The organism is Pseudomonas putida (assembly GCF_028682395.1).
Classification (GTDB): Bacteria; Pseudomonadota; Gammaproteobacteria; order Pseudomonadales; family Pseudomonadaceae; genus Aquipseudomonas; species Aquipseudomonas putida_AB.
The window spans coordinates 837,094-850,907 of record NZ_JANHLC010000001.1 but is presented as its reverse complement, the minus strand read 5'-3'; the positions used below and the strand labels follow the sequence as shown (position 1 = coordinate 850,907).

The following is a 13,814-nucleotide window of genomic DNA, read 5'->3' as shown; positions in this document are numbered from 1 at the left end:
AGGCGGCTACCCGTGGGTAGCCGCCTTGGTGATGCATGGCGAACTGACTTAATCCGGCAGTTTGAACGCCAGCACGTAGTCACCCTGCTTGGTGCCCAGGGAGCCGTGACCGCCGGCCATGACCAGCACATATTGCTTGCCGTCCTTGCCGGTATAGGTCATTGGCGTGGTCTGGCCGCCGGCTGGCAGGCGGCCTTCCCACAGTTGCTTGCCATTGCGCACGTCATAGGCACGCAGGTACTGGTCCAGGGTGCCGCTCAGAAAGGCAACGCCACTGGCCGTGGTGAAGGTCCCGCCCAGGCTTGGAACACCCATGGTCAATGGAATCGGAACCGGCGAGCTGTCGCGCACGGTGCCGTTCTTGTGTTTCCACAGGGTCTTGTGGTTGGTCAGGTCGACCGCTGCCACATAGCCCCACGCTGGAGCCTGGCATGGCAGGCCGATGGGCGACAGCATGGCTTCGAGGATCACGCCATAGGGTGCACCCTTGTTCGGTTGGACGCCTTCGGTCTCGCTTTTGCGACCCGGACCGCTCGCCACTTCGGCGGCGGGCACCAGCTTGGATTTGAAGGCCATGTAGCTCGGGTTGAGGAAGGCGATCTGACGCACTGGATCGACCGAGATACCACCCCAGTCGAACACCCCGAAGTTACCCGGGTAGACGATCGAGCCTTGCAGCGATGGCGGGGTGTAGATGCCATCGTAGCGCAGGGACTTGAAGTCGATCCGGCACAGCAGTTGATCGAACGGGGTCACGCCCCACATATCCCGCTCATGCAGGGTCGGCGGCATCATGTGCAGCTCGGACATCGGCTGGGTCGGTGAGGTATGGTCGCCTTCGACTGCGCCTTGGGGCACCGGGGTTTCGTGGATCGGTACAATCGCCTCGCCATTGCGGCGGTCCAGGACATAGATGCTGCCTTGCTTGGTCGACGCCAGCAGCGCCGGCTTCACGCCGTCAGCGGTTTTCAGGTCCATCAGGCTGGGCTGACCACCGACGTCCATGTCCCACAGGTCGTGGTGGGTGAACTGGAAGGTCCAGCGTACATGGCCGGTATCGATGTCCAGGGCGGTGACGCCCGCGCTGTATTTTTCCGATGCCGGGGTGCGATTACCGCCCCACTGGTCGGGCATCTGATTGCCCATGGGCAGGTAGAGCATGCCGAGTTTTTCGTCGACGCTGAACATCGACCACATGTTGGGCGAGTTGCGGGTGTAGATCTGGCCTTCGGCAATCGGCGTGGTGTCATCCGGATTGCCGCTGTCCCAGTTCCATACCAGGCGCCCGCTGTGGACGTCGAAGGCACGGATCACGCCACTCGGTTCGTCGGTGGACAGGTTATCGGTGACATGGCCGCCGATCACGACCAGGTTTTTCGTGACCGCCGGTGGCGACGTCGAGTAGTAACCGCCTGGGGTAAAGCCGCCTATATTGGCGCTCAGGTCGATCTGGCCCTTGTCGCCGAAGTCTTCGCACATCTTGCCGGTATCGGCGTTCAGAGCGATCAGGCGGGTGTCGGCGGTCGGCAGGAAGATCCGGCGCGGGCAGGCATTGGTGCTGGTCGCGGCGCTCGGTTCGGTTGGGCTCTGCGCGGTGGCGGCGTAGGCGGCGTCATCGTGGTACGACACGCCACGGCAGGTCATATGTGCCCAGCCTTTGAAGTTGGCCGCTTTCTGTGTGCTCAGCTTGGGATCGAAGCGCCAGATTTCCTTGCCGGTATCCGGGTCGAGGGCGATCACCTGGCTATGGGGTGTGCACACGTAGAGCATGCCGTTGACTTTCAACGGGGTGTTTTCCGCGGTGGTTTCGCCCGGGTCGTTCGGACCGGGGAGATCGCCGGTGCGATAGGTCCAGGCCGGCACCAGCTTGCTCACGTTGTCCGGCGTGATCTGCGCCAGGGGCGAGTAGCGGTCGCCAAAGGCCGTGCGGCCATAGGACTGCCAGTCGCCATCGGGCATGGCCGGAGCGGTGTTGGCCATGCCGGGAACGCTGTCGCGGTCGAGTTGGCCCTTGATTTCACCGGGGTTGGTGAACTGGCTGGCCAGGGCGGCAGCGCCGGCAATCACCACGGCTGCGCCGAGTGCGCCGGTGCCCTTGGCCGCAGGTTGACCGCGCAGCAGTGGGCGACGGAACCAGGGCAGCAACAGGACGATGCCCAGGGCAAACAGCAGGGCCAGGCGCGGCACCAGTTGCCACCAGTCCAGGCCGACTTCCCACAGGGCCCAGACGGTGCTGGCGAACAGTACCAGTGCATAGAGGCCCAGGGCTGCGCGACGCGCGGCCAGCAGCAGGACGCCTGTGACCGCCAGGCCGATACCGGCCAGCAGGTAGTACAGCGAACCGCCGAGCAGGCTCAGCTTGATCCCGCCGGCCAGCAAGGCCAGGCCCATGATTAGCAGCGCGATACCGAGCAGGCTCGGCAGCACGCGGCTGCGGCTGAAAGCACCATCAGTGCTCATAGTGTGGTTCTCCGTGACGTTTAAGTAGTCTCGTGCCTGTTCACTGTAGATGAGGATCAGGCTCGGGCTGGGTTCATCCGCTCGCTGAATTCAGCGAGCCGTTCAGAAAGAGGTCTGTAGCTTGAGGCCGCCGATCAGTGCGTCGTCGACTTGCTGCACGCCACCGGGATGACGGATGTACTGCAGGTTCGGGCGGATGGTCAGCCAGTCGGTGACATGCACGCCGTAATACAACTCGGCGCTGTACTCGGTGTCCTGGGGGGGCAGGAAGCGTGGGTCGTCGAAGTCGTAGACCGCCCGGGCCTGGTTGCTGGCCTCGGCATTCTTGCGATAGGCCGGGTTGACGTGGACGCGGGCCAGGGCAAACCCGATATCGTCCTGGGCCCGTGCGTCGAAGAGGCCTTTGTAGACAATCCCCGCCTGGACATAGTTGTCGATGGCATTGGTCTTCTTGTCATGCATCGTCGCGTTGGCGAATACGCTCAGGCCACGTGAATGATCACTGGCGCGGCTCGTGACCTGCTGTTGCACGCCCAGCCACAGGCCGTGCTTGCTGGAGGCGCTGCGGTAGGCCTCGCCACTGAGTGCCGCCGGCTGGCCGTTGCTGTCCTTGTAGACGTCGCTGGCCTTGGCACTGCTGTAGTAGTAACCGGCGCGGTATTCGCCGGGCAGGCCATTGAATGTGGGGGTCCAGACCAGTTCCACCGGCAGGACGGTGCCTTGGGTGCCACTGCCGCTCAGCTTGAAGCCATTGCCACGGTCGAGGTTGGAAGGGTTCTGTTCGTAGGCGCCAATCTGGGCATACAGCTCGGGGCTGAGGTGGTACTTGACCCGCAGGGCCCATTGGCTGACCGGCCAGTTGTACCAGATGCTGCCGGCCCAGTTACCAACCTGGGAGCCGCAGAACGCCAGGTTCTGGAAGTCGCAGGGGAAGGTGTTGAAGTCTTCGCCCTGGCCGAAGCGGCCGGCCTTGATATCGAGCTTCTGGTCGAGGAATTTTTGCTGGTACCACATCTGGGTCAGCCGCGTGGTCTGGCCACGGCCCCAGACTTCCTGGGCCGAAGTGAAGCCACCGACGCGCGGGTCGTTGATCCGGTCGTTGCTGATGTTGTTGCCGCTGCGCTCGGTGAGGGTCAGCTGGAATTCGGCGTCTTGCCAGCCGAGGATTTTTTCCAGGTCCAGGTGGCTGCCAAAGGCGAACTGGTCGCTATAGCGCGCAGTGCGGTCATGGTCGTAGCCGCCGTGCAGGTTGCTGCCCATCTCACCGGTGTAGTCGATCTTGAAGTCATAGCCCTGGGCCGAGAGCGCGCTGCGCTGGCCATTCCAGTCGCCGAGCATCCACGGTGAATCACTGGCAAAGGCTTCTGCGGCCGGGGCGTTGGCGCTCAGGCCGAGCGCGCACAGGGTGGCGAGCAGGCACAGGGGGGAGCGATGGGCGAACAGGTGCGACAGAGCCGGCGCACGCGGTTTTTCAAGAGAAGGCATAAAAAAGTCTTTAAGTTCTCGGTCACGAACAAGCGTAGACGATTGTTCTGCAGGAGGCAGAGGCGTCGAAAGCGTGGGATTGGTGAGCGATCAAGAGGGGAAGAAACGTTTCAGCAATTTGTGGCGGAAGATTAAAGCGTTCCTGCACGAAGAAAAAGCCTTTTTACAGACAGGCAGCGTTTCGGATTTGGTAACAGTGGGCGGTGCCGGGGTGCACGAAGGTGGGGCGCAGGGGCAGGACGGCGGTGCCTGCAAGGTTCAGGGCACCGCCAGAAACGCGGGTTAGAAGGTGGTGCGCAGGCCGACCTCGACACTGCGGCCCGGGGCCGGGGCGATATCGCGCAGGATCGAACTGGCATAGCGCACGGTCTGGTTGGTCAGGTTTTCGCCATTGACGAAGGCCAGCCATTGGCTGCCGCCGATATGGAACCGGTAGCCGGCGCTGGCGCCCAGTGTGGTGTAGCCGTCGGTACGGGTTTCATTGTCGGGAACCCGGCGCTGGGCGCTGGCGTGTTCGACATCGATCCGTGCCTGCCAGCGGTCGAGTTCCCAGAGCAAGCCGCTGTTGAGGCGCAACGGGGCGATCCGCGGCAGGGCCTGGCCGCTGTCGAGATTCTTGGCCCGGGTGTAGTCGCCGGACAGCTCCAGGGCGAATTTACCGTAGGCGCTTTCCCCGAGTTTCCAGTGATCCTTGGCTTCGATACCGCTGAAACGTGCCCGCACGCCGGAGTAGCGGTATTCGGGAATACCGTCCGGATCTTCTACGCCCTCGTCGTCGAGGGTACGGCCGGTGCCCAGCAGGCCGATGTAGTTGGAGAAGTGACTGTAGAAGAGCCCCACGCTGCCACTGTGAATGCCATTGTCGAAGCGCAGGGCCAGGTCGCTGGAGACGGCCTTTTCCTTCGACAGCCCGGCGTCGCCCACTTCATAGGTGCCCGTGGCGACGTGGGCGCCATTGGCGTACAGCTCGTAGAAGGTGGGTGCGCGTTCGGTGTAGCCCAGCGTGGCCGCGAGGGACCAGATGGGGGTCAGGCGATAGACCGCGCCGCTCGACAGGCTGCCAGCGGTGAAGTTGCTGGAGCGTTCGGCCTGGCTGAAGCGCTCATTGCCCTGGCCGTCCGGGTCGACGCGGGTGTGTTCGAGGCGGGCGCCAAAGCTGAGATTGAGGCGTTCGCTGGCTTGCAGCTCTTCGAGAATAAACAGCGCACTGCTGTCGGTATCGGTCTGCGGAACGAAGGCTTCTTCGCCCAATGCGGAAAATTCACTGCGGGTGATCTGGGCGCCTACGACCCCTTCGAGCGGGCCAAGGGGCTGGTGCCGGGCTTCGATACGCGCCTCGTAACCTTTGTTCTTGAAGGTGGTGCCGGTTTCGCCGCCTTCAATTTCCCGGTGCTCGTAATCGGTGTAGCCAGCGTCGAGTTTCACCGAGCTGAAAGGGCCAGCGAGATTGCGCAGTTCAGAGGCAAAGGCGTAGTGGTCCTGCTTCATGCGGATGCGGACATCGTCTTCGGCAGGAGAACCGTAGTTGGCGTCGTGGTTGCTGTAGGACAGGCCGGCGTAGCCGTCTTCCCAGGTGTAGGAGCCGCCCACCGCGCCACCGTCCTGGCGGCCGTTGCTGTTGCCGAGTCGACCCTTTTTGCCGTCGCTGTCTTCATCGACCGGTGCGCGGCGGCTGCGGGCGTCGCCGGGGATGCGCAGGTCGTTGAACTCGCGGGCATTGGCATCCAAATGCAAGGCAAAGCTGCCATTGCCGGCTTCCAGCTTGCCGGCGCTGCTGCGGGTGGTATCGGCACCGCCGTAGCGCAGTTCGCCGGCACCCTGGATGCCGTCGATGGGCTGGCTCGGGATGCGGTTGTCGAGCGTATTGACCACGCCACCAATGGCACTGCCGCCATAGAGCAGGGCAGCGGGGCCGCGGACGATTTCGATGCGTTCGACATTGACCGGGTCCAGCGGTACCGCGTGGTCGTAGGACAGCGACGAGGCGTCCAGTGCGCCGACGCCATTGCGCAGGATGCGAATGCGGTCGCCATCCAGGCCCCGAATGATCGGTCGGCTGGCGCCGGGACCAAAGTAGGACGAAGAGACGCCCGGCTGTTTATTCAGGGTTTCGCCCAGGCTGCCCTTTTGTTGCAAGGTCAGGTCGTCACCTTCGAGCACGCTGCTGGGGGCGGCCAGTTGCGCGTTACCTAGCGGGTTGGCCGTGATGACCTGTTCGGCGAGCTCGAGGGCTTGGGCCTGGGATGTGATCAGCAGCGCGGCGGCCAGCGGGCTGAGGTGCCAACGACGCTGGCGCGGGGAGCGGAGGGGGATGATGGACATCGGTCGTTCCTTGGATGGCGGTGGCGCTTCAGCGCGCCGTGGGGCAAGAAGAGCGGCTGAGCACGGCAAGTACTGTTGTTTGTGTTGTTACAATATAACATCTCTTTTCTTGCCGGAAAGCAGGAACTTTCTGATGTGCCGTGTTGTGAGCGGCGTGGCTTTGTATTTCTCCTACAGTTAATGCTGCAGATGGCTGCGCTCTTCCACCCAATCGCCCCCTCGGCTAAGGTGCGCGGCTTGTTTCTTTATCGCGTGAAGGCCTGGCATGACTGAACCGAACAACAATCCGCTGCACGGTGTGACGCTGGAGCAGATTCTCAATGCCCTGGTGGCTCACTACGAGTGGCAGGGGTTGGCCGAACGTATTGATATCCGCTGCTTCAAGAGTGATCCGAGCATCAAGTCGAGCCTGACGTTCCTGCGCAAGACGCCCTGGGCCCGGGACAAGGTCGAGGCGCTGTATATCAAGCTTGCGCGCACCAAGCGCTAAGTGGCCAACCGGCGATGAATCGGCGGCGCTTGGCGCTTGGCCTGGTGACACTGATGGCCTGGTCGGGGTTGAGCATCCAGCTGTACCTGGTGCTGATTGCCCGCTGGCAGGCTGACCTCAGCCTGTTGGCCGGGCTGGTGCACTTTTTCAGCTTCTTTACGGTACTCACCAATACGCTGGCGGCGGCGGTGTTGACCTGCGCCTTGACCACGCGGCCCTCGCGGGGGCGCACCTGGCTGCTGCAAGCCTGGGTCAGTGCCGGTATTGGGGTCAGTATCGTGGTGGTGGGACTGGCCTATAACCTGTTGCTGCGCCATCTCTGGCATCCCGAGGGCTGGCAGCGGCTGGCCGATGAGTTGCTGCACGACGTGATGCCGCTGCTGTACCTGGCGTATTGGTGGTTGTGTGTCGAGAAAGGTCAGTTGCGCGTGTGGCACTGCCTGGTGTGGGCGATCTACCCGCTGCTGTACTTCGTCTATGTGATGCTGCGCGGGCATCTGCTGGGCACTTACCCGTACCCGTTTATCGATGTGGGTACGCTGGGGTATGGGCAGGTGCTGCTCAATGCCCTGGGAATTCTGCTGGGGTTTGTGCTGGTGTCGCTAGGACTGATCGCACTGGATCGCTGGCGGGCCGCTCGCGAGCAGCGCTGAGGCTGCTCGCGATGGGAGGTCTCACTCCTCCAGACTGTCGTCCAGGCGCCAGTAGCCGACGGCCTTGAGAAACTCCTCATTCAGGCCATGGGTTTGCAAGAGCACTTTGCGGATTCGGCGCGAGAGTGCTGCTTCGGTCGCGACCCAGGCGTACAGCGTGCCTTCGGGAATGCGCAGTTGCTCGAGGGTGTGCAGCAGGTTCGCGTCGCCGTCCTCGCGGTTTACCCAGGTCACTTCGACCTGCGCCGGGCTGTGCAGCGACTGTTGCTCGGCGGCATTTTCCACTTGCACCACCACCCGTGCGCGGTGATTGGCGGCTAGGCCTTCGAGGCGTCGACCGATGGCCGGCAAGGCTGTCTCGTCGCCAATCAGCAGGTAGTTGTCGAAGATATCCGGCACGATCATCGAGCCGCGCGGCCCGCCGATATTCAAATGCTGGCCGGGGGCGGCCTGAGCGGCCCAGGTCGCGGCAGGGCCGTCGCCATGCAGGACAAAATCGATCTCCAGCTCACCACGCTCAAGGTCATAGCGCCTTGGGGTGTAGTCGCGCATGGCGGGCATCGGGCCGTTGTCCTTGGCCCCGAGCACCAGGGTTTCCAGGGCGCGCTGCTCCTCGGCGGTCTGGGGGAAGAACAGCTTTACATGATCGTCGCTGCCCAGGCTGATAAATCCGGCCAGCTCAGGCCCGCCCAGGGTGATGCGGCGCATGCGCGGGGTCAGGTCGACCACGCGCAGGACCTCCAGGCGCCGGCGTTTGATTTCATGCATGACCCGGTGAATGGTCTGTGGCTGGACAGCACTCATTGCGATTTCTCCTGGACTGGGCCGTCGACGATGGCTTTGGCGGTGTTGTTGAGCAGGTCGCGGACCCGCAGGATTTCTTCTGGGCTCCAGCGGCCATGGTGCATTTGCAGGGCGTGGCGCAGGTTGTGCACCGCTTCGTGGATTTCGGCGGGGCGATCGTGGCCGCGCAGGGAGCGCTTGCTGACATCGATGCGCATGCGTACGCCATCGAGGGCGACGGCTTGCTCGGCCAGGGACTGGCGGCCGAGTTCAGTGACCTGGTAGCGCTTTTTGCCACCCTCGGCGTCGCCCTGGATCATTTCGCTTTCTTCGAGAAAGGTCAGGGTCGGGTAGATGACGCCCGGGCTTGGACTGTAGGCGCCGTCGAACATGCCTTCGATCTGGCGGATCAAGTCGTAGCCGTGGCAGGGCTGTTCGGCGATCAGGGCCAGCAGCAACAGCTTCAGGTCGCCCGGGGCGAATACGCGTGGGCCACGGCCTCCGCGTTCGCGGCCGGTACGTTGTTCGAAGCCGTCGCGGCCGTCACCGTGCGGGCGGTGGTGGGGATGATGTTCTCTCATCGTGCTTTTCCTCTAAGTAAGTTAGACATAACTTAAGATATATCTTTGTCGGAATGCAAGCGCAGAAGATGAACGGTAATGATTATCAGGCGCGAGGTAGGGAAAGGGCGTGAGCGAGCGCCTACAAGAGCAGGTGCGTTATGGCTGGGCGATGGCTCGGCACCGTGAGCTGGCGTCTGGTTGCAGGTAGGGGGTAAGGATCGGTGCCATGCCCTTGAGTACTTGCACCGGCAACGCGGAGGTGAATTTGAAGCCCTGGGCCGAGCTACCGGGAACAAAGGCGGTCAGGGTGCCGAAATGGTGCTCGCCGATGTAGAAGACAAAGGTGGCGGTGCGGTTGATCGATTTTGAACTGAGCACGCGACCGCCGGCGCCGATGCTTTCAATGCGGTTATCACCGGTGCCGGTCTTGCCGCCCATGGCCAGTGGGGTGCCGTCGGCCAGTTTGAAGCTGCCGGAGACACGGCGTGCGGTCCCGGCATCGACCACTTGGGAGAGCGCTTCGCGCAAGGCGCTGGCCACCGCGGAAGGCAGTACGCGCTTGCCTTTGTCCGGGGCGTGGATCAGTCGGGTCTCATAGGGCGTATTGGCAGCGAAATGCAGGCTGTCGATGCGCAGGGTGGGGAGGCGCACACCGTCGTTCTGGATGATGCCGATCAGTTCGGCCAGTGCTGCCGGGCGATCGCCCGAGCTGCCAATGGCGGTCGCCAGCGATGGCACCAGATGGTCGAACGGGTAGCCGACCCGCTGCCAGCGTTGGTGAATATCGAGAAAGGCTTCGATTTCCAGCATGGTGCGGATACGGCTGTCGCGGGCCGTCTTGTGGCGGCTTTTAAATAGCCAGCCGTAGACTTCCTGGCGTTCATGCTCGCTGGCAGCCACGGCCTGGCTGAACTTGGCCGTGGGGTTGTTCAACAGGTAGCCCAGTAACCACAGGTCCAGCGGGTGGACCTTGGCGATATACCCCTGGTCCGGCAGATCGTAAGCGCCGGGCCCGTAGCTTTGGTAAAGCTTGGCCAGGCGTTCATCGCTGACTTTTTCGGTTTTCAGGTGGGCGCGGACAAAGGTGTTGAAGCTGGTCTGGTTCGCGTCCGGCAACAGGTAGCGGTGGACCGCCGCCAGGCGGATCGGCGTCGGATGCAGGCTGTCGAGAAAGGTTTCCAGGCGTGCCTGGCTGTCCTTGTTCTGGTAGCGCTTCCAGAACCTCAACAGAAAGGCCGAGCCTTCGCGGTCGGCGAAACGGGCCAGGTATTCCTGGCGTCTGGGGTCCTGGTCGTCCTTGAGCAGTGCGGCACTGTTATTCGGTGCCTGGTAGGCGCTGTAGCGCACCAGGTCGCGCATCAGACGGATAAACGGCAGGTTGATGGACTCGCGCAGGGCCTCGCGTAGCGTCGGGTTGCGGCCATTGTCTTCATTGCGAAAGTTGTGGAAGCGATGCAGGCCGCCGCCAGTGAAGAACGCCTCGCCAGGGCTTGCCGAATACTGGCGGTTGAGGGCCGCGTCGAGCATTTTGGCCAGGTCATGGTCGGTATTCTGCGCGAGGTAGTCGACCGCCCAGCGACTCAGCCGGTCCTGTTCCTCGACCGGGGCTTTGCGCAGTTCGGCGGGTGTTTGCGCGCCATAGCGCGTGTGCAGCTCGGCAATGATTTCCAGGTAGGTGGTCAGTACCCGCAGCTTGGCCGTGGAGCCCAGTTCGAGCTTGCTGCCTTCGTTGACGTCGAAGGGCTGGTCGGTGTTGTCGGTCTGCACCCGAACCTGGGAGCTGTCCGGTGTGCGTTCAAACAAGGTGAAGCTGTAGCGCACTTGCGCGGTGCTGCTGGGGGTCAGCAGACGTTCGCCGAACAGGCCGATCTGGCTGGCGAAGGCCGGGTCGGCCAGTTTTTTCAGGTAGGCGCTGACCTGGCTTTGCAACTCGCCCTGTAGGGTGCTGGTGGCCGAGAGATCGAGGCGGTCGAGGTCATACAGCGGCCGGTTGAGCATCGTCGACAGTCGGCTGCGGGCGACGCTGATGCCTTTGTTGGTCTCGATGGGTTGAATCGTCGGCTGTAGCTGCCAGTCGCGATAGATTACCCGGCTGGCCAGGGCGGCGCGGCTTAATGCGCTGTCGATCACGGCGCTTTGGGCCAGCAGGCGGATATGGCTGTCGGTCAATTCGGCCAGCTCGTCACGGCCACGCGCCAGATAATGCGAGGGGCGGCGCTGGGCAATCATCAGCGACAACACCTGGCGCAGGGCCAGGCCGCGTTGGGCCAGGCTCTGTGCATCGGTTGCGGTGCTGGCCAGTTGCTGGTTGACCTGGTTGAAATCGGCGCCATACCAGACGCGTAACCCTTCGGCCATGCCATGCACTTCGCCATGTCCGGGCACGGCCGACAGTGGCACGCTGTTGAGATAGTCGCGCACCACACCCTGGCGAGCCGGCAGGGTGTGCGGGCCATCGCGATAGGCCCGCACGCTGGCGGAAAACATCTGCCGCAGTTTCTCGCTGCTCGACAGCGTCAGGCCATCAGGCGAGTGACGGTACTTTTCCAGCTGGGTCGCGAGGGTGCTGCCACCAGCGGACTGGCCGGGCAGGTGCAGGACCTTCGCGACCTGGGACAGGGCTGCCTTGGCGAAGCGCGGCCAGTCCACGGCTGGGTTGGCCAGTGGTTGCCTGGGGTCGAGCAGGTCGCGGTTTTCTATAAATAAAAGGCTGTGGACCACCAGCGGCGGAATAGCCTCGAAAGTGGCGTAGAGCTGCTGCGGGTAGTTGAACTGATAGAGGTTGCTGCCTTGGCAGTCGGTGATCGATAGGCCGGCCTGGATCTTCTCGGCATAGGGGATAAAGAAGCCTTTCTCGCTGTAGTCCAGCAGCGCCGGGGAAAAGCGCACCTGCTTCTGAATCAGATAGTCGCGCTTTAGCAGCCGGGGCAGGAACTCGCCCTGTGCGCTGTAGCCCAGGCGTTTGTCGAAGGGGCCCTCGCCGGGATAGCGCATTGCATCGCTGGGCCCGGTTTGCAGGCTGTAGGTGAGTGTCGCTGCGTATTGGCTGAACTCGCGGGCCTGCAGCTTCGAGGTGCGTATCTCGCGCTGAGTGGCGAGCCCCAGGGCGATCAGGGCCATCAGCAAGACCAGCCAGAACAGGCGCCAAGCATAGCGGCGGCGAGGTTTTTTCGGTGCTGACGGGGCTGCATCCATGGCGTTGGCTGGCACTGGGGTCTTGCTGGAGTCGGAGTGCCACAGAACGCCCATAGTCGACTGATCCATATACGCAGATTGATCGCACTTGTCTGAAGCGTAGACGGCGTCCGATGGGGGAGCGGAATTTATCCATGTCCGTGACTTCGTCGCCAAGGCCTCTGCGGGGTGAATTGCCGTTCGTCTGTAAGTATCGGAATAGAGCCTTATAAGGCCGTAAATACGTCCTATGTAGGGGCATGACGGCGCACCAAGCCTGTGCAATACTCGCCGCCGATCTCAGTAGGGCTTTTCCCTGCTGGCCGGTCGACCCACAAGGTCATGACTGTTCAGCAAGTGGCTCGGCTCACCCGCCTGGCTTTCGAGCGCTCCATTGATGCCACATCCAATAACAAGACGAGGTTGTATCTCTATGCCAGTCGGCAACCCTTCCCCCGAAGACGCAATCGTCCAGGGCGGTCCTCTCAAACGCGAATTGGGCGAACGCCACATCCGATTAATGGCCCTCGGTGCCTGCATCGGTGTCGGCCTGTTCCTCGGTTCGGCCAAGGCCATTGAAATGGCCGGTCCGGCCATCATGCTGTCGTACATCATTGGCGGTCTGGCGATCCTGGTGATCATGCGCGCACTGGGTGAAATGGCCGTGCACAACCCGGTCGCGGGCTCCTTCAGCCGTTACGCCCAGGACTACCTCGGCCCGGTGGCCGGCTTCCTGACCGGCTGGAACTACTGGTTCCTGTGGCTGGTTACCTGCGTTGCGGAAATCACCGCGGTCGCGGTGTACATGGGCATCTGGTTCCCCGATGTGCCGCGCTGGATCTGGGCCCTGGCGGCCCTGGCGAGCATGGGCGCGATCAACCTGATCGCGGTCAAGGCCTTCGGTGAGTTCGAGTTCTGGTTCGCCCTGATCAAGATCGTCACCATCATCGCCATGGTGATCGGTGGTATTGGCGTCATCGCGTTTGGTTTCGGCAACGATGGCGTCGCGCTGGGCATCTCCAACCTTTGGGCCCACGGCGGCTTTATGCCCCACGGTGTACAGGGCGTGCTGATGTCCCTGCAGATGGTGATGTTTGCCTACCTGGGCGTGGAAATGATCGGTTTGACCGCCGGCGAAGCACGCAACCCGCAAAAGACCATTCCCAACGCCATTGGCTCGGTGTTCTGGCGCATCCTGCTGTTCTACGTGGGGGCGTTGTTCGTGATCCTGTCGATCTATCCGTGGAATGAAATCGGCACCCAGGGCAGTCCGTTCGTGATGACCTTCGAGCGTCTGGGCATCAAGACCGCGGCCGGCATCATCAACTTCGTGGTGATTACCGCGGCGTTGTCGTCCTGCAACGGCGGCATCTTCAGTACCGGGCGCATGCTCTATAGCCTGGCGCAAAACGGCCAGGCACCGGCGACCTTTGCCAAGACCTCGGACTGCGGTGTTCCGCGTCGCGCCCTGTTGCTGTCGATTGTTGTGCTGTTGCTCGGTGTCTTGCTCAACTACCTGGTGCCGGAGCAGGTCTTTGTCTGGGTAACGGCCATCGCGACCTTTGGTGCGATCTGGACCTGGGCAATGATTCTGCTGGCCCAGTTGCGCTTCCGGCGTGGCCTGAGTGAAGCCGAGCGGGCACAACTGAAGTTCCGCATGTGGCTGTGGCCGCTCAGCTCCTATCTGGCCCTGGCATTCCTGGCGCTGGTCGTCGGGCTGATGGCCTACTTCGAGGAAACCCGGATCGCGCTGATCGTCGGACCTTCGTTCCTGGTTGTGCTGACGGTGCTGTATTACGTCCTCAAGTTGCAGCCGAAGAACCAGGCACCTGTGGCCTTGAGCCCAGCTAACTAAGCCGGTTCTGCACGCCAAAAGCCCCGCAT

The 13,814-nt window shown here is 62.7% G+C and carries 10 protein-coding genes; 4 read left to right on the top strand and 6 right to left on the bottom strand.

Annotated elements, in window-relative coordinates; all coding sequences use genetic code 11:
* Positions 1 to 48 precede the first annotated feature (48 nt).
* Both NPS46_RS04040 and NPS46_RS04035 read right to left on the bottom strand, forming a co-directional pair.
* Positions 49 to 2,460, bottom strand: coding sequence for a glucose/quinate/shikimate family membrane-bound PQQ-dependent dehydrogenase (locus NPS46_RS04040; protein WP_274105103.1), 2,412 nt, complete (start codon positions 2,458 to 2,460; stop codon positions 49 to 51).
* Positions 2,461 to 2,562: 102 nt separating this feature from the next.
* Entirely contained in the window at positions 2,563 to 3,945 is a 1,383-nt protein-coding gene (locus NPS46_RS04035) for a carbohydrate porin (protein WP_274105102.1), read from the bottom strand.
* Between the two features lie 82 nt (positions 3,946 to 4,027).
* Here NPS46_RS04035 and NPS46_RS04030 point away from each other — a divergent pair, with 82 nt between their 5' ends.
* A complete protein-coding gene (locus NPS46_RS04030; protein WP_274105101.1) occupies positions 4,028 to 4,231 on the top strand; it encodes a hypothetical protein in 204 nt (67 codons plus the stop codon).
* Here the strand turns inward: NPS46_RS04030 and NPS46_RS04025 are convergent.
* Entirely contained in the window at positions 4,228 to 6,267 is a 2,040-nt protein-coding gene (locus NPS46_RS04025) for a TonB-dependent receptor (RefSeq protein ID WP_274105100.1), read from the bottom strand. The two genes, NPS46_RS04030 and NPS46_RS04025, sit on opposite strands and share 4 nt — an antisense overlap.
* A gap of 265 nt (positions 6,268 to 6,532) precedes the next feature.
* Between NPS46_RS04025 and NPS46_RS04020 the strand changes: the two genes are divergently transcribed.
* Positions 6,533 to 6,757 (top strand): VF530 family protein, encoded by a 225-nt coding sequence (locus NPS46_RS04020; protein WP_274105098.1) that lies wholly within the window; start codon positions 6,533 to 6,535, stop codon positions 6,755 to 6,757.
* Positions 6,758 to 6,771: 14 nt separating this feature from the next.
* The gene (locus NPS46_RS04015; protein WP_274105097.1) at positions 6,772 to 7,410 is read left to right on the top strand and encodes a Pr6Pr family membrane protein; all 639 of its coding nucleotides are present in this window, start codon (positions 6,772 to 6,774) and stop codon (positions 7,408 to 7,410) included.
* A gap of 21 nt (positions 7,411 to 7,431) precedes the next feature.
* On the opposite strand, the gene NPS46_RS04010 is transcribed toward NPS46_RS04015, so the two are convergent.
* From NPS46_RS04010 to NPS46_RS04000, 3 genes are all read right to left on the bottom strand, one after another.
* A complete protein-coding gene (locus NPS46_RS04010) occupies positions 7,432 to 8,214 on the bottom strand; it encodes a siderophore-interacting protein (protein WP_274105096.1) in 783 nt (260 codons plus the stop codon).
* Positions 8,211 to 8,774 carry a PadR family transcriptional regulator gene (locus NPS46_RS04005; RefSeq protein ID WP_274105095.1) on the bottom strand — a complete coding sequence of 188 codons (564 nt, stop codon included), beginning with the start codon at positions 8,772 to 8,774 and terminating at the stop codon, positions 8,211 to 8,213. The genes NPS46_RS04010 and NPS46_RS04005 overlap by 4 nt, the downstream gene beginning before the upstream one ends.
* Before the next feature lie 138 nt (positions 8,775 to 8,912).
* Positions 8,913 to 12,005, bottom strand: coding sequence for a transglycosylase domain-containing protein (locus tag NPS46_RS04000; RefSeq protein WP_274105094.1), 3,093 nt, complete (start codon positions 12,003 to 12,005; stop codon positions 8,913 to 8,915).
* 358 nt (positions 12,006 to 12,363) lie between these two features.
* Between NPS46_RS04000 and NPS46_RS03995 the strand changes: the two genes are divergently transcribed.
* Positions 12,364 to 13,785 carry an amino acid permease gene (locus tag NPS46_RS03995; protein WP_274105093.1) on the top strand — a complete coding sequence of 474 codons (1,422 nt, stop codon included), beginning with the start codon at positions 12,364 to 12,366 and terminating at the stop codon, positions 13,783 to 13,785.
* Positions 13,786 to 13,814 lie beyond the last annotated feature (29 nt).

Bases quoted from the DNA above. Each gene is read 5' to 3' on its own strand.
- NPS46_RS04040 (WP_274105103.1), bottom strand. From the start codon at position 2,460: ATGAGCACTGATGGTGCTTTCAGCCGCAGCCGCGTGCTGCCGAGCCTG.
- NPS46_RS04035 (WP_274105102.1), bottom strand. From the start codon at position 3,945: ATGCCTTCTCTTGAAAAACCGCGTGCGCCGGCTCTGTCGCACCTGTTC.
- NPS46_RS04025 (WP_274105100.1), bottom strand. From the start codon at position 6,267: ATGTCCATCATCCCCCTCCGCTCCCCGCGCCAGCGTCGTTGGCACCTC.
- NPS46_RS04020 (WP_274105098.1), top strand. From the start codon at position 6,533: ATGACTGAACCGAACAACAATCCGCTGCACGGTGTGACGCTGGAGCAG.
- NPS46_RS04015 (WP_274105097.1), top strand. From the start codon at position 6,772: ATGAATCGGCGGCGCTTGGCGCTTGGCCTGGTGACACTGATGGCCTGG.
- NPS46_RS04010 (WP_274105096.1), bottom strand. From the start codon at position 8,214: ATGAGTGCTGTCCAGCCACAGACCATTCACCGGGTCATGCATGAAATC.
- NPS46_RS04005 (WP_274105095.1), bottom strand. From the start codon at position 8,774: ATGAGAGAACATCATCCCCACCACCGCCCGCACGGTGACGGCCGCGAC.
- NPS46_RS04000 (WP_274105094.1), bottom strand. From the start codon at position 12,005: ATGGGCGTTCTGTGGCACTCCGACTCCAGCAAGACCCCAGTGCCAGCC.
- NPS46_RS03995 (WP_274105093.1), top strand. From the start codon at position 12,364: ATGCCAGTCGGCAACCCTTCCCCCGAAGACGCAATCGTCCAGGGCGGT.